Below are 23,788 nucleotides of genomic sequence, written 5' to 3' on the forward strand. Positions count from 1 at the left end.
TTCTCGGCGATGACGTATTCGGGTCGCAGTTCTCCGACGACACGGTACATCTCGGGCCAGAAGTCGAAGGCGACGCGACGACCTCGAGATGCGGTGCTGAACGGCTGGCAGGGGAAGCCGCCGCAGACGACATCCACGCTGATCCCGTCGCGAACAAGTCGAGTTGCCGTGAGGTCGCGGATGTCGGCATAGCAGGGCACCTCCGGCCAGTGCTTGGCAAGAACGCGGCGGGGGAAGTCGGCAACCTCGCAGAAGGCTGCTGTCTGGAAGCCGCCCGTGCGCTCTAGGCCGAGGGCAAAGCCGCCGATGCCGCTGAACAGATCAAGGACGCGCAGAGGCGCGCTCATGCTGCACCTCCAGCATAGAGGGCAGAGCCGCCCGAGATCCCTTTGCAAACGAGGCGCAAGTCATTGATCGACTTAGGCGCTGCGGTGAACCGTTTTGCGAAATTCATCAGCAAAAACAACGGCCCGCATCTGCTTCCTAATCTGGGGGTCGTTGGTTCGAATCCAACTGGGATCACCAGCCAAACCGATGGCTAAGCAGTCCGATCCGATCGTGATCTCGCAATGGCATTGCGAAAGGGCTGCGTTCGTCGTTTTCCGCATTGCTGGTGGAAGATTCAACAGGCTTCGATCGCGAACGTGGCCCCGTGTGCGCTGCCGTAGCAGGCTGAGGTTCCATTCCGGACAGTCGGAGCAGTATGGTGGTTGCGCGGGTGATGGCGGAGAGGAAGCGGCCGTTCATCAGTCGTATCGGCTGACCATCCGTCGTCGATCTTCCAGCCAACACGAACATGTTCTCCATGCCGTCGCGTCCGATGTCGTGGCGCTTGTCATGCCCTACGGAGGCATTTCAGGATGTTAGCCTTGAACGGCTGAGCCCAGTGCATTTTTGCACGAAGCGTTTTGGAACCGACATCCGGGTGACGATGTCGCTCTCCTTTCAATGCTTCTAGCGTTTGAAAAGCGTCTTAGCCGGGCCGTAGTCCTTCCGCGTGTGCTACACGATCTGACAGGTCGCTTGGGAAGGAACCCCGCCGGTATGCCAGCTTCTTGTTCAACAACTCGAGGAAATAGGTCGCGCAAATCCGATCACACCATGGATCCCGCAATAGGCGGTGCTCTTACCTCCTTGGATCCTGATCCCAGAAAGTTCTTCAGCGTCGAGTTTCGTGCAAGGAAGAGCTACGGGATCAGGGGCTCGAACACGTAGACGCAACTTGCGTCGCAACGGATAATTTCCGAATCTATGGCCGATCTACAAAGAAATGCAATCGAACGGAATGAAGTAAGACGCGGTACTCCTGCGAAGTGAGGAGATAAGCGCTCTGCGAGTCCTGAAAGAAAGGACCAGAAGCCAGCTGGATATGGGGAGCGTCCGATACAAGCTCTTCGTATGGAGGAGCCCAACTCTTCTAAACGACGACGTCAGGTCTCCCGGATTGGATAGCTACGTCCGATATCCGCCAGCGCTTTTCCGTTTCGACAGCCGGAGTTGATGAAGTTGAGATCGTTGCCGACAAGCAGCATGTCGGCTCCCTCGCGCAGGAGATCGTCGGCTTGGTCGGCATCCGCCGGAAAGCAGGGCAACATGACCGCGATCCCGCGCGCATGGCTCGCCGAAACGAGTTGGCGCATCGCGTTGCGAACCACGGGATGTTTCATCGAATAGTCGACGGGAACGCCGATCGAGAGCGCGTAGTCGGCCGGACCGAAATGCACCGCATCGATGCCGGGCACGTCGAGGATCGCATCCATCTCCTCGAAGAACTCGAAGCTTTCGGCCATGGGCACGAGCAGCGTCTCGTGGTTTTCCCGCGCGGCGTAGTCGGTCCAGTCGAAGCCGGGTCCGCCATAGGCGGCCGATCGCACCGAACTGTCGCCGCCACGGCGGCCCAAGGGAGGGAACTTCGTCGCAGCCACGATCGCCCGCATCTGGTCGGCGGAATGGACCTGCGGAACGATGACGCCGGCGCCGCCGAGTTCGAGCGTCTTGCGAAGGGCCGTCGCGCCGTGGTCGGCTACGCGTACGAGCGGCGCCGTGCCGGCCAGCCGTGCGGCCAGGATCATCCGCTCCAGGGCGAAGTCGATGCCGAGCGCGGTGTGCTCGGTGTCGATGAACACGAAGTCAAGACCCCAATGAGCCGCGATCTCGACCACCGCGGGGCTGCCGGAGTAGACGTTGATACCGTAGGTTTTCCGGCCGGCGGTCAGCTTCTGGCGAAGGGTGAAGTCGCTCATGGCGTGGTTCCGCAGATGCCGTAGTCCTGCGGTCGCCGATCGCGGAACGGGTGAACCTCATAGACGCCGGGATCGCGGATGATCGATTTGACGCGCGCCTTCGCAAGATCGACGTCGACCGTGAAGATGCCGTCCGCCATGCCGGCATTGACGAGCTCGACCCCGTCCGGGCCGATCAGGTGGCTCGACCCCATGAACTGCATTCCGTCGTCGAGATCGTTGCGGTTCGAGGAAAGGAAGTAGACGAAGTTCTCCGACGCCCGCACCCGGCTGAAGATATCCGGGAGAATGCGTGCGGCCTCCGGCCAGGCAGCGGGCAGGACCACCAGTTCCGCGCCATGCAGCGCCAGCGTACGCGCCACTTCGGGGAAACGGATCTCGTAGCAGATCGCAAGACCCACCTTGCCGATGGGCGTTTCGAAGACCGACGGACCCGAGCTTTCCGGAATATCGACGAAACGATCGCCGATCATGAAGGGCAGATGCATCTTGTGGTGCAGGCCGATGATGCCGTCCGGGCCGATCAGCGCCGCGGTGTTCAGCGCCTGCGGTCCGCGCGTCTGGTAGAAGCCGACGACCACGAGGATGCCGGTCTGGCGAGAAACATCGATGATCGGCGCAAGATCGCCACGCTCCACATCCACGCTGGCTGCAAGCAGAGCTTCGCGGTTCTCGAACGAGCCGCCGGTCAGGAAGCATTCCGGAAACGCGATGAAGCGGGCCCCTTCAGCGGAGGCTTCGCGAGCCTTTGCGGCGACAAGATCGATCGTTGCTGCGGTATCACCGTGGATCGGCGCGAATTGAGCGAACGCAAGCTTCATCAATGGGTCCTCTTGGCGACTGATATGGCAACGGCAGGCCTGTCGTGCCGTTCGGCAGGCCGGCTTCCGGCAAGTCCGGGAAGCCGGCGGCAGACGGGACGTGGGAGATCGTGAGCGTTTCGATGGAGGCCGAGCGTTCATCGAGGCGCGCAGGACAAAAGCCGCCGAGGACCTCGACCCCGGCGCCAATCCGTCGGCCGCCAAACAGCCTGTCATCCTCCTTCCGGTTGGCGGGAGGTGACCGGTCGTCCGCATCATATGCTTCCCTTGAGCTGACGCTCGAGTATGGATGTCCGAACCAAGCATGGCAAAGTAGTAATATGAGTTCTCGATACATGCTATGAGATAATTGATGTCGGACGACAAGCGGCTTGTCGGGCGTCGGGGTGTCGCTTTAAATCGCACCACATGAATGCTGGCCCGGAGCCGAGAACCATGCCACGGAACGACACCCCGCAGTCCGGCACACTTGTCGCCCGCACGGTCGCGAACCTGCGCAAGGCGATTGCGGAAGGGGCCTACAAGCCGGGCGAGCGCATCCCGAGCGAAGCACAGATGACGGTGCAACAGGGCGTCAGCCGCACGGTGATCCGCGAGGCCGTCGCGGCGCTTCGCGCTGACGGACTGGTCGAGCCGCGTCAAGGCGCAGGGGTCTTCGTGCTACCCCAGCCCGAGCCCGCCAGCCTTCCGTTCCAGGGGATCGACTACGACAAGATTTCGAACGTTCTGGAGCTTCTCGAATTGCGGCTTCCGATCGAGGTGGAAGCTGCGGGTCTGGCCGCTGTGCGTCGCTCGCCGGGACAGGAAGAGGCCATCCTGCGCCGCCAGCACGAGATCGAATCGTGCGAGCAGCAGGGGACTTCGACCGTCGACGCCGATTTCAACCTTCACTTGGCCATCGCCGATGCGACCAACAATTCGCGCTTCCGCGAGTTCCTGACGATGATGGGGCGCGGAATCATTCCTCGCTCGGCCCTGGCCGCGCGCGATACGAACAATGGCGGCGTCGATCTGGCGCTGATTCATCGGGAACATGCCGTCATCGTAGCTGCAATTCTCGATGGCGATGCCGATGGTGCGCGGGAAGGCATGCGCCTTCACCTGAAGGGCAGCCAGCTTCGCTATCGGCAGCTCCTGCAAAGTCGTCGCTAATTCATAATACAAGTTGTTGACGGATATCCTACAGGTTGCTACGGATGGCTATCTCGCAACCGACGGATTTTCCATGACGCCCGATCAGCTCAAAACCGCCCTGGGGGCAGGACTTCTTTCTTTCCCGGTCACCGCGTTCGACAGCGAGCGTCGGTTCAACGCCGAGCCTTATCGGCGCCATGTCGAGTGGCTGTCCGGTTTCCCCGCGACGGCGCTCTTCGCGGCCGGCGGTACCGGGGAGTTCTTCTCCCTCAGCCCGGCGGAGATCCCCGAGATCGTCTCGGCGGCCAAGGAAGCGGCCGGCTCGACGCCGATCGTGTCGGGCTGCGGCTACGGCACCGAAATGGCGGTGGAGATCGCGCGCGCGGCCGAGAAGGCCGGGGCCGACGGTATCCTCCTTCTGCCGCACTACCTGATCGACGCGCCGCAGGAAGGCCTCTACGACCACGTCCGCCGCGTCTGCCAGTCGATCGGCATCGGCGTCATGGTCTACAACCGCGACAACTCGATCCTCCAGGCCGACACGCTGGCGCGTCTGTGCGAGGCCTGCCCGAACCTCGTCGGCTTCAAGGACGGCTCGGGCGACATCGGCCTCGTGCGCCAGATCACCGCGCGGATGGGCGACCGGCTGACCTATCTCGGCGGCATGCCGACGGCCGAGCTCTTCGCCGAAGCCTATCTCGGTGCCGGCTTCACGACCTATTCCTCGGCCGTCTTCAATTTCGTGCCGGGTCTGGCGATCGAGTTCTACGACGCGCTTCGTGCCGGCGAGCGCCGGAAGTGCGAGACGATCCTCAACGAGTTCTTCTATCCTTTCATGGCGATCCGCAATCGTCGCAAGGGCTATGCGGTGGCCGCGATCAAGGCCGGCGTCCGGTTGCAGGGCTTCGACGCCGGTCCGGTCCGTGCGCCGCTCTGCGACCTGACGGCGGAAGAGGAAGGGATGATGGAGACGCTGATCGCGCCCTACAAGCGCTGACCGCACATCCCTTCGGCAAACGGGAAAAGGGGCCTTTCGGCCCCTTTCTTTCGTCTTGGCTTCCGAGATGAACCGACATGCCTCAGGCGAGCGCGCGCACCATCGCTTCCAGCCGATCGCAGGCCTTTTCCAATTGCGCGTCCGACGCGGCGATCGAGAAGCGGATATGGCCCGGAGCGCCGAACGCGATGCCGGGGATGCTGGAAACGCCGAACTCTTCGAGAAGCACCCGCGCGAAGGCGGTATCGTCCACGATCTGCGCGCCGGCCGGGCTCCGGCGACCCAAAAGGCCGGAAATCCCGATGAACGCATAGAAGGCGCCCGGCGGCGGCGCGAAGTCGATGCCCGGTATCGTGCCGAGGCGGTTCGCCACGAGCGCGGCACGGCGACGGAAGAGCGCGACGCCCTCGCCGACGGGCGACTGGTCGCCGTCGAGGGCTGCGAGCGCCGCGGCCTGCGCCGGGGCCGAGACGGAGGTGACGCTCTGCGACTGCATCTTGGCCATCGCCGCGATGAGACCCTTCGGCCCCGCCGCGTAGCCGACGCGCCAGCCGGTCATCGCATAGGCCTTCGACACGCCGTTGACGATCAGCGTGCGTTCGCGAAGCGCGGGGCAGGCTTCGCCGAACGAAACGAAGGGCTGATCGGCCAGGAGGATATGCTCGTAGATTTCATCGGACAGAACGAGGATGTTCGGGTGCTTCGCAAGCACCGCGCCGAGCGCCTCGTATTCGGTCCGCGTCATCACCGCGCCGGTCGGGTTGGAGGGCGAGTTCAGCATCAGCCAGCGCGTGCGCGGCGTGATCGCCGCCTCGAGCTGCGCTGCCGTCAGCTTGAAGCCGCTCGCGGCCGGACACTCGACATAGACCGGCGTGCCGCCGTTCAGCGTCACGATGTCGCCGTAGGAAACCCAGCACGGCGTCGGGATGACCACCTCGTCGCCCTTTTCCAGCGTCGCCAGGAAGGCGTCGAAGAGAAGCTGCTTGGCGCCGTTGCCGACCACGATCTCGTCGAGACCGAAAGACAGGCCGTTGTCGCGGCTGAACTTCGCGGCGATCGCCCGGCGCAGCGGCTCGTTGCCGGCCGGGACACCGTAGCGCAGGCCCCCGGCGCGGATCGCGGCGCAGGCCGCATCCGACACGTGCGCCGGCGGCTCGAAATCCGGTTCGCCGAGCGACAGGTCGACGATGTCGCGCCCTTCCTGGATCAGGCGCTTGGCCGCCATGGAAACAGCCATCGACGGCGAGGATTTGACGGCGGCAGCGCGCGAATTCTCGAAGGTCATGCTTGGAAGATCCGTCCTGATGCATGCGAAGGGGATGGAAACGATGAAGGGGCGGACCTTTCCGATCCGCTCCGATGCTCAACTGGCCTTGACGTAGTCGTAGGCGCGATCGCGCTCCGCCGCCTGTGGGTCGCGCTTGTCGGGCGCCCCGTAGCCGCCGCCGCCCGGCAGTTGAAGGATCAGGCGGCGCCCGGCCGGTACGTGCTGCCGGCCTTTGGCTTCCAGAACCGTGCCGTCGTCGAGGAGCACCGCTCCGCGCGCGCCGTCCTCGCCGCCCTCCCGGCCGCGCGGCGGGTGCTCGACACGGTCGAACATGGCGTTGAAGTAGATCTCATGGCCCTCGGTCGGCGAAATCTCGACGACCTGGCCGAGCCCGCCGCGGAACTCGCCGGCCCCGCCCGATCCGTCACGCAGTTCCTTGCGCCAGAAGATCACCGGGCCGACATGCTCGGTCGCCTCGATCGACATGGAATGAACGCCGCTCGGGAAAGCCGTGGCGTTGAGGCCGTCGAGCGTCGAGCGAGCGCCCGCCCCGCCGGAGTTGAAAAGAAGCACCTCGGCGCGCCGTCCGCCGTCCGCAGGCGCGGCGTCGCCCGAGAGCGGACGGGCGCTGACATGGAGGTTCCACAGCGCACCGGCGCCTTCCGCCGGGACGCGGCCGGGCAGCATCTTGTGCACGGCGCCGAGCACCGCGTCGGGCACGAGATGGCCGAGAACGTGGCGCACGGACACGGGCGCCGGATGCTGTGCGTTCAGGATGCAGTTCGCCGGCGCCGTCACCTTGAAGGGGAGGAGCGAGGCGTAATTGTTGGGAATGTCCGGCGCCAGCGAGCATTTCAGGCCGTAGCAGGCATAGGCGGTGGAGTAGATCAGCGGGCAGTTGATGCCCTTGGGGCTCGGCGGCGAGGTGCCCTCGAAGTCGGCCGTGATCTCCTCCTCGCCGACGTCGATCCGCACCGCGATGTCGATCGGCGAGCCGTAGCCGTCGACGCGCATCGTGTTGGCGAAGGAGCCCTTGGGCAGGGCGCGAATGCGCTCGAGCGTCGCCTCGAGGCTGCGCTCGAAGATGAACTCGGCGAGCGTTTCGAGATCGGCGAGGCCGAACTCCTCCATCATGTCCATCAGACGGCGATGGCCGATCTCGTTGCAGGCGGCGAGCGCATAGACGTCGCCGACCACCTGATGGCTCTCGCGCACGTTGTTGTGCAGGATGTTGACGAGGTCCTTGTTCACACGTCCACGCTCGGCGAACTTCATGATGGGCACGAAGATGCCCTCCTCGTAGACCTCGTTGGCATCCGGCCCGAACCCGCGCCCGCCGACGTCCACCACATGTGCGGTGCAGGCGAAGTAGCCGACGAGCTTGCCGTTGCGGAAGCTCGGCGAGACCACGGTGAAGTCGTGGAGGTGGCCGGTGCCTTTCCAAGGGTCGTTGGTGATGTAGCAGTCGCCCTCGAAGATGTTCTCCGGGCCGATGTCTCGGATGAAGTGGCCGACGGCCTCGGCCATCGCGTTGACGTGGCCCGGCGTGCCGGTGACGGCCTGAGCGATCATCTGGCCGCCGCGGTTGAAGACGCCGGCCGACAGGTCGCCCGATTCGCGTACGGAGGTGGAGAAGGCGGTCCGGATCAGGGTGAGGGCCTGCTCCTCGACCACCGAGATGAGGCGATTCCACATGATCTGGTTGTGGACTTCGGAAAGGATGGCGTTGGTCATCGTCCTTGATCCCTTTAGGCCGCGCGCTTCGACTGGACGAGCAGGCAGCCGTCGGGCTGCATGATCACTTCTCGACTGCTGGTGACGATCGTCGAGGTTTCACGCTCGGTGATCACAGCCGGACCCTCGATCCAGTCGCCCGGTCTCAGCGTCCGCCGTTCCACCACGGCCGCATCGCGCATCGCACCGTCCTGGACGTCGAAGATCGCGCGCGTCTCGGATGCCGCGACGCGGCGATCCTTGCTGGCCTGCTCGACCGTCTCAGGCGAGGTCATCTTGGAGCTCGCCCGCAGCGACCATGACACGATCTCGACGTCGAGACCGTCGATGCCGCGGCCGAAGAAGCGCGCGTACTCACGCTCGAACATGTCGCGGAAGTGGTCGGCATCGCCTTGCGCATAAGGGCGGACCTCGACCGCGATCGGCAGCTCCCAGCCCTGGCCGGCATAGCGCATGTAGGCGGTGCACTCGAGTTCCGGCTCGGCATCGGGTGCGCCGGAGCGCACGAACGAGACCGCTTCCTCGCGCACCGCGTCGATTACGGTGTTGATCGCCTCGGCATCGAAGGCGCCGAGGCGCTGGTAGGCGGAGCGTACGGACTCGAACCCGAAGGGCGCGCGCAGGAAGCCGATCGCCGACCCGACGCCCGCCCCCGGCGGCACGATCAGCTTGTCGATGCCGAGCTTCTCGCAAAGTCGCGAGGCATGGATGGGCGCCGCGCCGCCGAAGGCGATCATCGTGAACTCGGCGAGTTCCTTGCCGCTTTCCACCGCGTGCATGCGCGCGGCGTTGCTCATGTTCTCGTCGACCACTTCGCTGAGGCCGTAGGCGGCGGTGCGCGTGTCGATGCTCAGCGGCGAGGCCAGTGCGCGGTCGAGCGCAGTTTGCGAGGCGGCGCCGTCGAGCTTCATCGTGCCGCCGGCAAACGCTTCGGGGTCGAGACGGCCGAGAACGAGATCGGCATCCGTCACCGTCGCGCCCTCGCCGCCGCGCCCGTAGCAGGCAGGACCCGGCTCGGAGCCGGCCGAATGCGGGCCGACCCGGATCTGGCGCATGGAATCCACCGAGGCGATCGAGCCGCCGCCGGCGCCGATCTCCACCATCTCGATCACCGGGATCGAGATCGGCATGCCCGAGCCCTTCTTGAAGCGCGTGGTGCGGGCGACCTCGAAGGTCTTGGAGGTCTTCGGCGTTTGCCCCTCGATCAGGCAGATCTTCGCGGTGGTGCCGCCCATGTCGTAGGAAATGACCTGGTCGAGGCCGTATTGCGTCGCGACATGCGCGGCGAAGATCGCGCCGCCCGCCGGGCCCGATTCGAGAAGGCGCACGGGAAACTCGATGGCGCTCTCGACGCTGATCAACCCGCCGCCCGAGTGGATCATGAACACCGGGCACGCGGCGCCCTCGCTCCGCAGGCGTCCCGCGAGGCGGTTCAGGTAGGAGGCGATCAGCGGCTTCACGTAGGCGTTGGCGCAGACCGTGTTGAAGCGCTGGAACTCGCGCATCTGCGGCGAGACCTCGGAGGAGATCGATACGAAGAGATCCGGCTTCTTCGCCAGGAGGCGATCGCGCACGCGCCGCTCGTTTTCGCCGTTCAGGTAGGAGTGGATGAGGCCAATCGCGACGCTCTCGTAGCCGCTCGCGACGATGCGCTCGCACAAGGCGTCGAGTTCGGCGTCGTCGAGTGCGCGCAGAACCGTTCCGTCCGCGCCGATGCGCTCGTCGAGGACGAAGCGTTCGTCGCGGCTGATCAAGGGTGCCGGCAGCACGATGTCGAGATCGTATTGCTCGAACCGGCTTTCGGTCCGCATCTCGACGACGTCGCGAAAGCCCTTGGTGGTGATGAAGGCGGTGCGTGCACCGCGGCGCTCGATCAGCGCGTTGGTCGCTAGCGTCGTGCCGTGAATGATCGTATCGATCTCGGCCAGGGCGACGCCGCCGGCTTCCGCCACCTGTCGCAGGCCCTTCACGATCGCTTCCTCGGGCGCCGTGTAGTCGGTCAGCACCTTGATCGAATGAAGTTCGCTCCCGATCTCCATCGCGACATCGGTGAAGGTCCCGCCGATATCGACGCCCACCCTGATCTGCTTGCCATCCATCGTCATTTCAGCACCCATGCCTTCAGCATTCGGTTGGGTCGGCGCGTCCCGATCGCCGCGGAAGGGCGATGCGATGGCGCGAGTTCGTCCGATCCGGCGCGCGAAGTGCGCGCCGGTTGTCTCGTTTCGGAATGTCGTATCGGGGGAGGGCGCGTCCGGGCGATGCTCCGCGCGCCCTCCGTGCGGCTACTGCTTGCCGGTGAAGTCGACGCCGTCCATCGTGCGCGGCAGATCTGGGCGCTTGGCGCCGATCCACTTCGTGTAGAGGGCGTCCAGCGTTCCGTCCTCGCCGTGACGGGTGACGAAGTCGTTCAGGAAGTCGAGCATCTCCCCATCGCCCTTGCGCACCGCCATCGCCTGGAAATTGTCGGAGACCTTGTACTTGGCCTCGTACTGATCGGCGCGTCCGGTGTTGGCGATCACGATGCCGTAGGTCACCGATCCGAGAATGGCATCGACCTGGCTGGACAGGAGAGCCTGAACGGTGGTCGCGTCGTCGTCGTAGCCGCGGATCTGCGTTTCAGCTGGCGCGACCGAGCGCAGCATCGGCTCGAAAGCGCTGCCGCGATTGACGCCGACGACGTAGTTGGCGAGATCCTCGTTGCCTGAGATCGTCGCATCCTTGCGGCCCCAGAGCGTGATGTCGTTCGCCGAATAGGGATAGGCGAACTGGATGACCTTCGCTCGCTCGGCGGTGACGGTCATCGAGGGCACGAGGAAGTCCACCTCGCCGTTGACCAGCGAGGGAATGCGGTTCTGGCCCGTGATGCGCACGAACTCCGGCTTCACGCCGAGTTCCTTGGCGATCATCTTGGCGATCTCGATGTCGAAGCCTTCGTTCTGGCCGGCCTCGTCGATGAAACCCCAGGGGAACTGGTCCATCTGGACCCCGATGCGGGCCGTCCCCTTGGCCTTGAGCTCTTCGGGCGTGACGGCACCGGCCGTTCCCGCAGCTCCAAGAAGGAGACCGGCGGCGGCGACAAGAGCCGCAAGGGATGTGGTGTTCATGCGCATTGGACGAAAGGGCATGCGATTCACCTCTTGCTGATACCAGATGTTGAACTTACCGGCCCGTGTGGAGCCGCTTCTCGATGCGGGCCGCGTACCAGGTGAGCGGCAGGCAGATGGCGAAGTAGACGGCGCCGACCGCGGCGTAGACCTGCAGGGGCTGGAAGGTGATGTTGGACATCAGCTGACCCGAGCGCGTGAGTTCCGTCAGCCCGACGAGAGCGGCCAGCGCCGTGCCCTTGATCAGGTTCACGAGAAAGCCGATCGTTGCCGGAAGACCGATGCGGAAGGCCTGCGGGAGGATCACGTCCTTCATCAGCGACACGTATCCCAGGCTGAGCGCGCGTGCCGCCTCGCTTTGGCCGTTGGGCACCGCCTGGATGCTGCCGCGCCAGATTTCGCCGAGAAACGCGCTGGCATGGAGCGAGAGGCCGATCGTCAGCGCGACCCAGACGTCGAGGCGCAAGCCCAAGAGCGGAAGGCCGAAGTAAACGAAGAACAGCTGGATCAGGAGCGGGGTGCCCTGGAAGATCTGGATGTAGATCGCCGCCGCGATGCGCAAGGGGCGCAGGCGGCTCGTGCGCGCCAAGGCCACCAGGAGGCCGCCGCAGCCGCCGAACACGAAGGCCAGGAGCGAAAGGATCACCGTCCAGCGTGCGCCGTCCAGAATGAAGAGGAACTCGGAGAAGCCGAAGGCACGGATCATCGAACGACCCTCACTTGACCGGATACGAGAAGTAGAGCTTGCCCACGCCCTGGAGAGCCAGGGAGAAGATCTGCGAGATCGCGAGGTAGAGAGCGCCAAGGACGCAATACACCTCGAAGGAGCGGAACGTCTGGTTGTCGATCATCTGCCCGGCATAGGTCAGATCCATCGCAGAAATGGACGCGACAAGGCTCGAGTTGAGCGTCAGGAGTATGAACTGGCTGCAAAGCGCCGGGTATACGGCGCGGATCGCCGGACGGAACACTACGAAGCGGTAGATGCTGAGCGGCGAAAGCCCGAGGGCCTTTCCGGCTTCGATCTGGCCGGGACGGATGGACTGGACGCCCCCGCGAATGATCTCCGCGGCATAGGCGGCGCAATTCAGGGTCATCGCGACGATCGCTGCGGATTCGGGCCCGATCCGAAGGCCGATCGCCGGCAGGCCGAAATAGATGAAGAAGATCTGCACGAGGAACGGCGTGTTGCGGATCAGTTCGATATAGCCGAGCGCGACGGCGCTCAAGGCGCGGCTCCTGCTCAATCGCATCAGCATGAAGACGATGCCCAAAGCCATGCCGAGGATCATCGCGATCGCCGACAGTTTCAGCGTCTGCCCGGCCCCTGCCGCAAGGGTCGGCCAAGCCGCCAGAACCGGTCCGAAATCGAACGTGTAGTTCATTTGCCCACTCCCGGTTCCGCTGACCGCGCCGCGCTCAATGGTTCAGGATCTGCCCGAGGAAGGCTCGGGTACGCTCGTGTTTCGGGCTTCCGAAGAATTCGGCCGGCGGCGCGCTTTCGATGATCTCGCCGCGGTCCATGAAGATGACCCGGTGAGCGACGGCGCGGGCAAAACCCATTTCGTGCGTGACGCAGATCATCGTGATGCCGTCGTCGGCCAGCGAGACCATCGTGTCGAGCACCTCCTTGACCATCTCCGGATCGAGGGCGGAGGTCGGCTCGTCGAACAGCATGATCTTCGGGCCCATGCAGAGCGCGCGTGCGATCGCCACCCGCTGTTGCTGCCCGCCCGAGAGTTGCGCGGGATACTTGCCGGCCTGATCGGCGATGTGGACACGCTCCAGAAAGCGCATCGCCGTCGCCTTGGCGTCGGCGACCGACACCCCGCGTGCGCGACGAGGCGCCAGCATGCAGTTCTCGAGAACCGTCAGATGAGGGAACAGGTTGAACTGCTGGAACACCATTCCGACGTCGCGGCGCACCGCATTCGCGTTCCGGCCCTTCTGGGCGAGCACCGTGCCGTTGACCGTGATCGTGCCCTTCTCGATCTCCTCCAGGTGGTTGATGCAGCGGATCAGCGTTGACTTGCCCGATCCGGAGGGGCCGCAAAGCACGATGTGCTCGCCGGGAGCGACGTCGAGATTGACGTTCTTGAGAACGTGAAGGGGGCCGAACCACTTGTCGACGGCCACCATCTGAATCGCATTCTCGGTCATTGGATTCCTCCTGGATCAGGATGACGGCGACGGCGTCTCAGCCTTCGACCTCGAAGATCGCGTCGATCTCCACGGCGAAGCCGCGCGGCAGCGAACCGGCGCCGAGCGCCGTGCGGCAGTGCTGGCCCTTTTCGCCGAAGACCGCGACGAGGAGATCGGAGGCACCGTCGATCACCGCCGGATGCTTCTGAAAGCCGGGGACCGCGTTGACGAAACCCCGCAACTGGACGCACGAGGCGACCCGATCGAGGTCGCCATCCAGGGCGAGCGCGACACGGGCGATCAGATTGATGCCGGCGGCGCGGGCTGCGTCGTAGCCTTCCTCCAATGTCATCGTATCTCCGACGACACCGATGAAGGCATCGACGCCGTCCACCCGCGGCACCTGCCCGGACACGAACAGCAGCGATCCAACCCGTCTGTGGGGAACATAGGTGCCGCTTGCCGGCGCCAACCGGGGCAAGCGGATGTTCAGTTCTTCGAGGCGGGTTGCGATTGTGCTCATGCCTGAGGCCCGAATGCGTCGAATTCACAACTGTGTGTCGCTGAGAATGCTGAACGACATACGATCTCATGTCAACCACTCCAAAAATCAATATGATGATTTTTGACGAGTTAGTCTGTCGGGTGGGTATCAAGCGAAATGCTCGTAATCTCAGCTGAATGCACGTAAAATCATCATTTTACCGGGAAGACCATGTCGATCCCAGCACGCTATAGAAAGAGCCTTTCGCGGTGTGGACTTTGAAATGAAGGCCTTCGGCGCACGCGTAGGATTCGATTTGGCGCAAGAGATAATATTACATAGGAGTGGTATTATCTTGTGGAGGGTGCCGTAACGCGCTATCGGTGAGGGACCCCTACGAAAGACGCGCCTTGACGAACCTCACCAACCGAACGAGTGCTGCCCTTCGCGCGAAGATCCTGGACGGTACGTTCGTGATCGGGGACAAGTTGCCGACCCTGGCAGTTCTGGCCGCCGAGTTCGGTGTCAGCCGCACGGTGATCCGTGAGGCCGTGGCCGCGCTCCAATCGGACGGCCTGCTCCAGTCCAGGCACGGCGTCGGCGTCTTCGTGCTGTCGGCAGACGCAGAGGTGCCCCCGTCTCAGGCGTCGCTGACGTCCTTCGAGGGACTTGCGCAATCGCCGATCGCCTTGATGGATCTGCTCGAGTTGCGCATGGCGTTCGAGGTGCATGCGGCCGGACTTGCGGCGACGCGGCGCTCATGGGGGCAGGAGTCGCGGATCTGGGATGCGGAACGTGCCTTCGAGGAGGCACTCGATCGGGAGGAGGCGCTCGATTCGCTCGACTTCGATTTCCACAGGTCGATCGCCGAGGCAACGAACAACCAGGCGTTCCGCGAGTTCTTCGAGATCATGGGCCCTCGCATGCTGCCCCAGCCCGCATTTTCTCGCGATCTGAACCCGACCCTGATCAACGAGCCCTACATCCGGCAGACCGTTGCTGAACATCGTGCGATCTGCGAAGCGATCGCGGCAGCCGATCCGGATGGCGCTCGCGAGGCGATGAAGCGCCACCTCACACGCAGCCATCATCGCTATCGCGGCTTTTCGAATACGGGAGGATCGCCCCTTTCCCACATCGCCCAGCATGAATGAAGGCACCGGATCGTTGCATGCAGCGGTTGGGCATCGGACCGCCGAATTCCAGGACAAACTCATCTTGGAAGAGTTGCCGGATCGTCTGTCAGGCAGGCAGGGGGGGGGCGGCTTTTCGGGTGGTGGATCGTAAAGATCGAAGCACATTCACAGGTGCTTGCCATGACTCACCGCATGGGCTCCGGTTCCTTCGAGCGTTCCGCTCGCCACGTAAACGAACCCTCTGCGTCGCACTGAACCTCGGGAGGTGGGATCTAAGCACTCGTAGCGGTTCTTTGTCGCTCTTCTTTGCCTTCCGGAATCGGGAAGGGATCGTCGCGTGGCCTCGGACCGGGTGGCGGCTGCAATCGATATCGCTGCACCAACGCCATGCGCAGCCTGCCTCGGCCCTGTTGGCTTATCGACATGAGCAGAGCTTGCGAACCGGCCGCGTCTCGAACGCAGCGCATCGTGCGTTTGGTCGAAACTCAAAGGTTGGGGACGCTTCAAATCACGCGGCACCGTCTCGGATTGGCCGGCCGGGCTCTCCGCCGACGGAGCGGCGAGATGTGATACTCAGGCAATAGCCGATCCGGTGACGCGGCCGCTTCGATCACGCGGAGCGTGTCGAGGTGATTTCCCGGCTCGATGGGGCCCTCCCGCCTTTCGACAGGCCCTTGTGCAAACATCGAAGGTGCGCAGTCCGCACACCTTCGATGTCATCGTGTCGTTTTCAGGGGCAGCCTCAGAAATCCACCCAATCGTCGCCGCCGCGCGACTCACCGGCAGGGGCGCCGCCGCCGACCGCACGAAGGCGTGGGGCCTTGGCTGCAGCTCGCGCGGGCGTGGGCCTTGGATGCTTCAGCTGAACTACCGTGTCCCGACCGGTGCGGAAGCGATCCATCATGCCGGCCAGTTCCTCGGTTTCGCCCGAGAGGCTCTGGGCGGCGGCAGTGGTTTCTTCCACCATGGCGGCGTTCTGCTGGGTGACGCGGTCCATGTTGTCGGCCGCGGTCGAGACTTCCTTGAGGCTGACGGCCTGCTCGGCGGCCGAGCGGGCGATGCGCGAGATGACGGCGCTGACCTCGCCCACCCGGTTGACGATGTCGTCGAGCGACTGCCCCGTCGCCGTGACCCGTTCGACGCCCTGTCCGACCTGCACGGAGGAGGTCGAGATGAGATCCTTGATCTCCTTGGCGGCCTCCGCCGAGCGCTGGGCAAGGCCTCGCACCTCCTGCGCCACCACTGCGAAGCCGCGTCCCGCCTCGCCGGCGCGCGCCGCCTCGACGCCCGCGTTCAAGGCCAGAAGATTGGTCTGGAAGGCGATCTCGTCGATCACGCCGATGATGCGGCTGATCTTGGCCGACGACTGCTCGATCTCGGCCATGGCGCGCACGGCCTCGGCGACGACCTTTCCGCCCTTTTCGGCGTTCACCTGAGCCGTCGATGCGACGGCACGGGCCTTTTCCGCTTCGTCGGCGGTATCGTTGATGCCGCGGCTCACCTCGGCGAGCGCCGCCACGGTTTGTTCGAGGCTTGCCGCCTGCTGCTCGGTGCGCTGCGACAGATCGGTCGCGGCGATGGTGATCTCGCCAAGGCCCGTGCGCATGGTCCCGACCGCAGCCCCGACCGATCCGATGGCTTGTTCGAGCTGCGCGACCGAGGCGTTGAACTGCGCGCGGATCGGCTCGAACTCGGGCGCTACGGAACCGTGCATGCGCACGGTGAGGTCGCCTGCCGACAAGGCTTCGAACCCTCGCTCGACCTGATGCACGAAAGCTTTCAGATCCTCCGCCTTCGCTTGGTCGATCGCCGACTGGCGTTCGCGATCGGCGGTTCGGGCTGCCTGCGCGCCCGCCGCTTCCCGCTCCAGAAGCCGGTTCTGGATCGCCGCGTCCTTGAACACCTGGACGGCCTTGGCCATGGAGCCGACTTCGTCGCGGCGGTTCTGGCCGTCGATTTCGATCTCAAGATTGCCCGCCGCCAGATCGCTCATCCGGCGACCGAGCCTGCCGAGCGGCCCGGTAATGCCTTTCGAGGACACCAGGAGAGCGCCGCCGATGCCCAGCAGCATCGCGATCACGGTGCCGCTGAGGAGCGTGGCGATCGTGGCCCAGGTGTCGGCGGTGAGGCGAGCCGACTTGTCGGCGGTGTAGGCGATGAGTTCGTCGCGAAGCACCTGATACTGGTTGGCGAACTCGAGGGTGGCCGCGTCCATCTGCGACAGATAGGGCCTTGCTCCAGCCTCGTCGTTGACCAGTCCGCGGGCAACGGCCCGAGCGCTGGCGCTGTCGACCTGGGTCAGGATGTTGTCCAGGGAGCGGAACTTCGCATCCTGAGCAGGGAAGGCGAGGGGGCCGGCGTGCAGGAGCGACTTCGTCTTCTCGATCGTCTCGGCTCTCGCGCCGGCCGCGGACCGTGCCTCCGGGCTGTTCCCGTCGTAGGTGAACACCTTGTAGGTGGTGTACCCGACGTCGCTGACATTGCGTCCCGCGCGAACCAGTTGGACGACAGCTCCCGATTCCACATCGATCATATGGGAATAGGAAGCGTCCACCCCCGCGATCTGCGTGGCTGCAAAGCCGGACAGCGCCAGGCTCAGGAGACTGACGCTGGCGACCGTTCCGATGATCTTGGTCGAGATTTTCAAGTGTTGAAGCATGGTCTTGCGCAAGCGCGTCCCGACGAGTGCCGCGCCCATCCGGCGGCTTCAGGGAAAATATGACTTGCAATACTGAAGAATTTACTCAGCGCTCCGACAACCAATGGTTATAATATGCTACTCCTGCGATAATTACAACTTGAGATCAAAGTATTCGGCGGTTTTGAAATTCAGGGATGTATTCACGCAAAACGTTCCCTTGGGGAAGGGGCGGGCCGTAGAAGGAAACGTAAGAGATCGGCGATAGGCTCGTGCGCGATCGAATCGCTGGTGATATCCCCATGCTGTCTCGCCGTGCTGTGCTTTTCTCCGTGGCCTGCCTGGGCGGCGTGGCGCTTTCCGCCAGGCGAGCAACGGCAAACGACGACATTCTGCGTTTGACCGGGTCCGGTATGCCGGGCGGCATGCCCGTCGGCCTGACCCTGGCGGCGCTGGACGCACTTCCCAGGACCTCGTTCCGCACGTCGACGCCGTGGCATCCGGGCGTGGTGGAGTTTTCCGGCGTTTCCCTGCGCGATTGCCTACGCGCGGCGGGCGCGCAGGGCCAGACTCTCCGGCTCGTCGCCCTCAACGACTACGTCGTGGAAGCGGACCTTGCCGAACTCGAAGCGGCCGATGCGCTTCTGGCGACGCGCCAGGACGGAGAGCCCATGCCGATCAGCGACAAGGGGCCGATCTTCCTCGTCTTTCCGTTCGACGCTCGCCCCGCCTTGCAGCATCAGAGCTTCTACAGCCGGTCCGTTTGGCAGCTGGCCGAAGTGCAGATCCAGCCGTGACACTGCGCGTCGCCGCCGAGCTGCCATCCCGTTATCGGCGGGTGCGATCGATCCTGACGGGGGTCACCGCCGCCCTGGCGCTCGTAGCCATCGTCTGCTCGTTTCTGGCCGTGCGCTATCAGCACCGCATCATCGAAGCTTCGAAATACAACGGAACGTTCGATTTCGAGCAGGCCACCGTCGAGATCCTTCGTCTGCAGCTCCTCCTGGAACAAGGGGGCGCGGTTTCGAAGCCCCAGGAGGTCGAGCTGCGCTACGGCATCGTGCAGAACCGGCTGACCGTCATTCGATCGAACCCGCTTCTCGACGGGCTCGACCGACGCGAGATGGTCGACCGGATCCAGGGCGAGATCGATGCGATCGGGCGGGCCCTCCGGTCCGGCGACCCGGAAAGCCGGAGCGCGGCGACGGGAAAGGCCCTGGCCGCCTACGTCCCTCCGATGCTGGCGCTCTCCTCGCTGTCCCATGCCAGAACCGGTGACGAGGTGTCCCGCAATCAGAAGGAGCTCGAGTTCGTGTTCGCGCTGATCTGCGCGGTGACGATGGCTTTGGTTCTCTTCGGCGCGGTTCTGATCGTCTTCTTCTTCCGCCAGAACAACCAGCTCGACCGCGTCGTGCGCACCGACACCATGACGAAGCTCGCCAATCGCGTCGCGTTCAACAGCCTGTTGGCGAAGCCATCGCCGGACCATCGCGCGGTGGTGATCGTCGATGTCGATCACTTCAAGGCCTTGAACGACAGTTGGGGCCACGAGGCGGGGGATCGGTTTCTGATCGAGCTTGCCGCTCGCCTGCGCCGGGCCTGCGTGGATGCCGAGCTCGTGGCTCGGATCGGGGGAGACGAGTTCGCCGTCCTGTACCGGGGGCCGGAAGCGCAGCGGCGAAGCCTCGCCTGCTGCGAGCGTATCCTTCTTGCGACGCGCAGGCCGTTCGTGATCGACGGCAGGCAGGTCCGCTCCAGCGTGACCATGGGCGTTCGTCACACCGAGGAAGGAAACCCGGCGGAACAGGCCACTTTGTTCAAGGATGCCGATATCGCGCTTTATGTCGCCAAGACGGCAGGTCGCGATCGGTTCCGCCTGTTCCATCCCGACGACAAGCGCCTGTTCCTTCGCCGGCAGCGCCTGCAGGACGATCTCGCCGAGGCGGTGGAGCGCGAGGAACTGTTCCTGGCCTTTCAGCCGATCGTGGATCTCGTCTCCGGGCGAACGAAGGGGTTCGAGGCGCTTCTGCGGTGGCGGCACCGCGAATTGGGGCTGATACCGCCATCCGAGTTCATTCCCATCGCCGAGGACAGTGGGCAGATCCTGTCCATCGGCCGCTGGGTCATCGCGCAGGCCTGTGCGCAGGCCGCGCTCTGGCCTTGCGACGTATTCGTCGCCGTCAACGTGTCGGCCCGGCAACTGACGCAGGCCGACCTCATGGCGGACGTCCAGGCGGGCTTGCGCGATGCGGGTATCCTGGCGAAGCGGCTGGAGATCGAGATCACGGAAAGTACGCTGATCGAGAACGACGCCGCAGCGCTCGACGTCCTGCACCAGCTGCGCGCGGCGGAATGCCGGGTTTCGCTCGACGATTTCGGCACGGGCTACGCTTCCCTAAGCTACCTGCGCCGGTTCCCGTTCGACAAGATCAAGATCGACCAGTCCTTTCTTCGCGATGCCGTCGACGGGGAAGACGGAAACGCCATCATCGAGACGATCTGCTCGCTCGCCCGGCGTCTCGGCCTTGCCATCGTGGCCGAGGGCGTCGAAACCGAGGCGCAGAGACGCCTGTTGGAGCGGGCCGGGTGCGAGTTCGGGCAGGGCTACCTGTTCGACCGACCCTTGTCCCCGCCCGACGGCATGCAGCGCCTTCTCAGCGAAATCAGCGGCTCCCATGCGCCGGAGGCTTCCAGGCCCATCTCCGCCGCGCTCGCGATGTGATCCACCGGCGCCGAAGCTCGGCGTGGCCACGCCTCTGCCGAGCGCCGGTTTTCGACAGGATTTCGGGAAAGAACCGGTGGGGAACGGCGTTTCCCGCTCCATGACCCGCAGCCCCATCGAAACCGACACCGCTTCCCTGATTCGCGAATGGGCGTTTCCGACCGCGGCGGGGCTCGGCTCGTCGGTTCGCGCGCTGGGCATCGAGCGCGAGATCCGCGCCAAGCTCGCCTTTCCCGACCGCAAGCACATGGTCGTCGAAGCGGGCGTCATCCGCCTTGCCTTCGAAGCGGATGGGGCGGAGCGCCTGGCGAACGCGTCGGCCGTCGTCGAGCGGGTGCTTTCGGGTATCGCGACCCTTGCCGTGCTGCCGGGCGAGGCGGAGGACATCCTGACGATTTCCCCGCGCGAGCGCCAGAAATGGGTCAAGGACGGGCGTTTGATGAGCGCCGGCACGCGAACCGTGAAGCTGCGCGGACGCTCCAAGGCGGTGACCTTCCACGTCTTCGACCCCCGGCATGTCGAGGACGTGCTCGACCGAGACCTTCCCACGCTCTGGCGCGAGGAGGATGCGCTGGCGATCGCGGAAGCGCGGCGAAGGGCGGCGGCCAAGGCGGCGCTCACGAGAGCCGCCAAGAGCGAGGCGAAGGAGCCGCGCGCGGCTCCAAAGGGCGGCAGGCGTTCAAACGAGCGCCCGAACCTTCGGGAATGGGACGAGTTCGATGCCGAGGGGTTTCTGCGCTGAGCCCTGAGGGAGGGTTCAGCGCGCCCGACGTGTCGGCGCGTGGAAATCCGGCGGCTTGCCCGCGATCCAGCGCAAGAACGGGCCGAGATCGGGATGACTGGCCAGGGAAAGGCCGGCCTCCGCGTGCCGCTCCAGATCGGTGTTGGTGAACGAGGCGTGGATGGCGCGGTGGCAGATCGGGTGCACCGGCACGGTCTCGCGACCGCCCCGGCTCTTGGGCAGGGGATGATGCCACTCGACCCGGGTGCCGAGCGGTCGGCGGCAGAGCCAGCATTCGCTCGGCTCCGGCGCTGGCGCCTCGGCCTCGTCCGCCTCGCGCCAGGCGCCCCGTCGTCCCGTGTGCTTTCGTGCCAAGTCTCGCAATCCACCCATGCCCGATCTTCCATCAGGTTGCCGCGCTGCCGGCCGAATTCAATGAGGCAGCGCGCCGCAACCTGTTGGGCGGGGCGAGAGCGTCGGGCGGGACCGTCCCGGAGCGTTCGCTATGCGGTCGATGCCTCGTGCGTACCCGCCGGCGGTGAGGCGAAGCGGACGCTTCTTTCGCGCAAAGGAGATCATTTCCCTCGCGGTAGTCGGCTCGCGGGATGGAGCGAGGGATGTCGCGTCAGTACCCTTGGGTGCGATCCACCGTGTGGGGAATCGTTCTGCCGGCCTGTTGAGCGCGGATCCCCGCAATGACCTGCCGCGCCGCCCCGGCCGGATGGGTGGCGCTCGCCACATGCGGCGTTACGACGACGGCGGGATGGGCGAGAAGCGGATCGTCCGCGCTTGGCGGCTCCGAGAGGAGGACGTCGAGCACGGCGCTGGCGAGCCTGCCCTCGTCCAGGGCGCGGAGAAGGTCGCCCTCCACGACATGTCCGCCGCGCCCCGCATTCACCAGCATCGCGCCCTCGGGCAGCTTGCGGAAGAGGTCGGCGTCGAGCAAACCGCGCGTTTCGGACGTCAGCGGCAGCAGGCAGACGAGAATGTCGGCTCGGTCGAGGAACGCGTCCAGTTCCGCCATCCCCGCAAAGGTTTCCACGCCGTCGATCCTCTTGCGCGAGGCGCTCCAGCCGGCGAGCGGAAAGCCGAAGGGCTTCAGGATCTGGAGTGCGGCCTGCCCCATGACGCCGAGGCCCATGACCCCGACGCGGCGATCGGCGGCCGCGCGCACCGGGCGGGCGGACCAGCGGCCTGCCGCCTGGTCCGCCCGATAGGAAGCCATGTCCCGGTGCAGCATCAGAACCGCCATCGCGACATATTCCGCCATGGACTGCGTGAGCGCCTCGTCCACCATCCGCACCACCGGAAGGCCCGGTGGAAACTCGGCCCATGGCAGGTGATCGGTGCCCGCGCCCATGCAGAAGAAGGCCCGCAGGTTCGGCATGGCGACGCCAAGGTCCGCCGGCGGCGTCCAGGCGACGAGATAGGGGGCTTGTGCCACCTCGCCGCTGGTCGACCAGTCCGTCAGGACGAGGTCCGGCGCTTCCCGGCGAAACACCTCGTGCCAGATCGCGCCGCGAACCGGGTCCGATTTATAGGCGACGAGGGTCATGGGGCGGTGTCTCCGGAGCCGATGGAGGGCGGATCCAGGCTACCCGTGCCCACCCGCCGCGCGGAAGCGGGGATTCGGCCGGAGGCGGCAGGTCCTGCCGCCGCGATACGCCAGAACGAAACATCCGCGCTCCCGCAACGCTCCCGCTCGCCAGCGACGGCCTGCCGACAGGGCCTAGGCTGGGAGCGGGCTGGCATCGCCGCCGCCCGCTTCGTTTCAACGGAGATCGCCGATGACTTGCCCTTCGCCGCGTTCCGTCGCCTTCCGCCGCGACGCCACGCTCGTCCACGCCGGAATGCTCCCCGCCGCTCATGCGCGCCTCGCCGGTCGTGGCAGGCCGGAGTTTATCGGGTGATGAGCATGCAAGCCTCCGACCTGGTCCGCACCTTCCACGACCTCCGCCGTTTCGCAGCGGAGGCGCCGCGCGCGGCCCAGCCGGCAAACGGCGACGCCTTCATCGCGGCGCGCCGGCCTCTGGTGCTCGCGGATGCGCCGACGCACGTCTTCGCCGTGGACCTTCCAGCCGGCTCCGGCGAAGCGGCTGCACTTCCCGCCGACGAGTTCGTCATCGTCCTGTCGAGCGAAGTGTTGCTGACGCCGAAGGGCGAGGCGACGCGCCATATCCGGCCGAACGAGAGCTTCGTCCTCGTGAAGGGCACGCGGTTCACTTGGAGCGCCCCGCGCGATGCCGTCCTGATCGTCCTGTCCTATCCGGCCGGCGGTGGTAACGGGGCGCTTCACGCGGTCGATCCCCAAGCCGAGCGCGCCCCGTCCGCCTCGCCAAGCGCCACGCTGCTCGTCGGCGAGACGCCGAAATGCCGAAGCCATCAAGATTACCTGTCCGAAGACGGCACCTTCGTCTGCGGCACATGGGAGGCGACGCCCTATGTCCGCAAGACGATGCTTTATCGGCACTGCGAGCTGATGCATCTCCTGAAGGGTTCGGTCACCTTCGTGGACGAAGGGGGGCACGAGGCGACCTTCCGGGCCGGCGACGTGTTCTTCGTGGAAGCGGGCGCGGCGTGTTCGTGGGAAAGCCGGGAGGACGTCGCCAAGGTCTATGCCATCCACCGTCCGGCGTGAGGAT

Annotated in this window: 21 protein-coding genes; 7 read left to right on the forward strand and 14 right to left on the reverse strand. The window is 65.1% G+C overall.

Annotation, left to right across the window (positions count from 1 at the left end; genetic code table 11):
• The 3 genes from H7A85_RS18950 to H7A85_RS18960 all read right to left on the reverse strand — a co-directional run.
• Positions 1 to 347 (reverse strand): DNA cytosine methyltransferase (locus H7A85_RS18950; protein WP_182422091.1); only part of this gene is annotated, 347 nt, incomplete at its 3' end.
• Positions 348 to 1,430: 1,083 nt separating this feature from the next.
• On the reverse strand, positions 1,431 to 2,243 hold the full coding sequence (locus H7A85_RS18955; RefSeq protein ID WP_182422092.1) for an aldolase/citrate lyase family protein: 813 nt from the start codon (positions 2,241 to 2,243) through the stop codon (positions 1,431 to 1,433).
• Complete coding sequence (locus H7A85_RS18960; RefSeq protein WP_244631284.1) at positions 2,240 to 3,430, reverse strand: carbon-nitrogen hydrolase family protein; 1,191 nt, start codon at positions 3,428 to 3,430, stop codon at positions 2,240 to 2,242. Before H7A85_RS18960 ends, H7A85_RS18955 begins: the two co-directional genes overlap by 4 nt.
• Positions 3,431 to 3,499: 69 nt before the next feature.
• On the opposite strand from H7A85_RS18960, the gene H7A85_RS18965 reads away from it, so the two are divergent.
• Both H7A85_RS18965 and kdgD read left to right on the forward strand, forming a co-directional pair.
• A complete protein-coding gene (locus tag H7A85_RS18965; protein WP_182422093.1) occupies positions 3,500 to 4,216 on the forward strand; it encodes a FadR/GntR family transcriptional regulator in 717 nt (238 codons plus the stop codon).
• A 73-nt stretch (positions 4,217 to 4,289) separates the two neighbouring features.
• Positions 4,290 to 5,195 (forward strand): 5-dehydro-4-deoxyglucarate dehydratase, encoded by a 906-nt coding sequence (gene kdgD / locus H7A85_RS18970; protein ID WP_182422094.1) that lies wholly within the window; start codon positions 4,290 to 4,292, stop codon positions 5,193 to 5,195.
• Positions 5,196 to 5,277: 82 nt separating this feature from the next.
• On the opposite strand, the gene H7A85_RS18975 is transcribed toward kdgD, so the two are convergent.
• The 8 genes from H7A85_RS18975 to H7A85_RS19010 form a co-directional block, all read right to left on the reverse strand.
• Positions 5,278 to 6,480, reverse strand: a complete 1,203-nt coding sequence (locus tag H7A85_RS18975) for a pyridoxal phosphate-dependent aminotransferase (RefSeq protein ID WP_182422095.1) — start codon at positions 6,478 to 6,480, stop codon at positions 5,278 to 5,280.
• Between the two features lie 78 nt (positions 6,481 to 6,558).
• On the reverse strand, positions 6,559 to 8,196 hold the full coding sequence (locus H7A85_RS18980; protein WP_182422096.1) for a hydantoinase B/oxoprolinase family protein: 1,638 nt from the start codon (positions 8,194 to 8,196) through the stop codon (positions 6,559 to 6,561).
• 14 nt (positions 8,197 to 8,210) lie between these two features.
• Entirely contained in the window at positions 8,211 to 10,301 is a 2,091-nt protein-coding gene (locus H7A85_RS18985; RefSeq protein WP_182422131.1) for a hydantoinase/oxoprolinase family protein, read from the reverse strand.
• Between the two features lie 180 nt (positions 10,302 to 10,481).
• Positions 10,482 to 11,303: a transporter substrate-binding domain-containing protein gene (locus tag H7A85_RS18990; RefSeq protein WP_244631285.1), complete on the reverse strand. Its 822-nt coding sequence runs from the start codon at positions 11,301 to 11,303 to the stop codon at positions 10,482 to 10,484.
• A gap of 55 nt (positions 11,304 to 11,358) precedes the next feature.
• Entirely contained in the window at positions 11,359 to 12,009 is a 651-nt protein-coding gene (locus tag H7A85_RS18995; RefSeq protein ID WP_182422098.1) for an amino acid ABC transporter permease, read from the reverse strand.
• 10 nt (positions 12,010 to 12,019) lie between these two features.
• Positions 12,020 to 12,688 (reverse strand): amino acid ABC transporter permease, encoded by a 669-nt coding sequence (locus H7A85_RS19000; RefSeq protein WP_182422099.1) that lies wholly within the window; start codon positions 12,686 to 12,688, stop codon positions 12,020 to 12,022.
• 34 nt (positions 12,689 to 12,722) lie between these two features.
• On the reverse strand, positions 12,723 to 13,463 hold the full coding sequence (locus tag H7A85_RS19005) for an amino acid ABC transporter ATP-binding protein (protein WP_182422100.1): 741 nt from the start codon (positions 13,461 to 13,463) through the stop codon (positions 12,723 to 12,725).
• Between the two features lie 37 nt (positions 13,464 to 13,500).
• On the reverse strand, positions 13,501 to 13,968 hold the full coding sequence (locus H7A85_RS19010) for a RidA family protein (RefSeq protein ID WP_182422101.1): 468 nt from the start codon (positions 13,966 to 13,968) through the stop codon (positions 13,501 to 13,503).
• A 371-nt stretch (positions 13,969 to 14,339) separates the two neighbouring features.
• On the opposite strand from H7A85_RS19010, the gene H7A85_RS19015 reads away from it, so the two are divergent.
• Positions 14,340 to 15,083, forward strand: a complete 744-nt coding sequence (locus H7A85_RS19015; protein WP_182422102.1) for a FadR/GntR family transcriptional regulator — start codon at positions 14,340 to 14,342, stop codon at positions 15,081 to 15,083.
• Positions 15,084 to 15,807: 724 nt separating this feature from the next.
• Here the strand turns inward: H7A85_RS19015 and H7A85_RS19020 are convergent.
• The gene (locus tag H7A85_RS19020) at positions 15,808 to 17,763 is read right to left on the reverse strand and encodes a methyl-accepting chemotaxis protein (RefSeq protein WP_244631286.1); all 1,956 of its coding nucleotides are present in this window, start codon (positions 17,761 to 17,763) and stop codon (positions 15,808 to 15,810) included.
• 242 nt (positions 17,764 to 18,005) lie between these two features.
• Here H7A85_RS19020 and H7A85_RS19025 point away from each other — a divergent pair, with 242 nt between their 5' ends.
• The 3 genes from H7A85_RS19025 (at position 18,006) to H7A85_RS19035 (ending at position 21,167) form a co-directional block, all read left to right on the forward strand.
• Positions 18,006 to 18,500 (forward strand): molybdopterin-dependent oxidoreductase, encoded by a 495-nt coding sequence (locus H7A85_RS19025; RefSeq protein WP_182422103.1) that lies wholly within the window; start codon positions 18,006 to 18,008, stop codon positions 18,498 to 18,500.
• Entirely contained in the window at positions 18,497 to 20,425 is a 1,929-nt protein-coding gene (locus H7A85_RS19030) for a bifunctional diguanylate cyclase/phosphodiesterase (RefSeq protein WP_182422104.1), read from the forward strand. Before H7A85_RS19025 ends, H7A85_RS19030 begins: the two co-directional genes overlap by 4 nt.
• A gap of 100 nt (positions 20,426 to 20,525) precedes the next feature.
• Positions 20,526 to 21,167 (forward strand): hypothetical protein, encoded by a 642-nt coding sequence (locus H7A85_RS19035; protein WP_182422105.1) that lies wholly within the window; start codon positions 20,526 to 20,528, stop codon positions 21,165 to 21,167.
• 15 nt (positions 21,168 to 21,182) lie between these two features.
• Here H7A85_RS19035 and H7A85_RS20905 read toward each other — a convergent pair whose 3' ends face one another.
• Positions 21,183 to 21,539: a hypothetical protein gene (locus H7A85_RS20905; RefSeq protein ID WP_244631287.1), complete on the reverse strand. Its 357-nt coding sequence runs from the start codon at positions 21,537 to 21,539 to the stop codon at positions 21,183 to 21,185.
• Between the two features lie 232 nt (positions 21,540 to 21,771).
• Positions 21,772 to 22,701, reverse strand: a complete 930-nt coding sequence (locus H7A85_RS19045) for a glyoxylate/hydroxypyruvate reductase A (RefSeq protein WP_182422106.1) — start codon at positions 22,699 to 22,701, stop codon at positions 21,772 to 21,774.
• 354 nt (positions 22,702 to 23,055) lie between these two features.
• On the opposite strand from H7A85_RS19045, the gene H7A85_RS19050 reads away from it, so the two are divergent.
• Positions 23,056 to 23,784: a cupin domain-containing protein gene (locus H7A85_RS19050; RefSeq protein WP_210270271.1), complete on the forward strand. Its 729-nt coding sequence runs from the start codon at positions 23,056 to 23,058 to the stop codon at positions 23,782 to 23,784.
• Positions 23,785 to 23,788: the final 4 nt, after the last annotated feature.

Source organism: Aureimonas sp. ME7 (assembly GCF_903970965.1).
Taxonomy (GTDB): Bacteria; Pseudomonadota; Alphaproteobacteria; order Rhizobiales; family Rhizobiaceae; genus Aureimonas.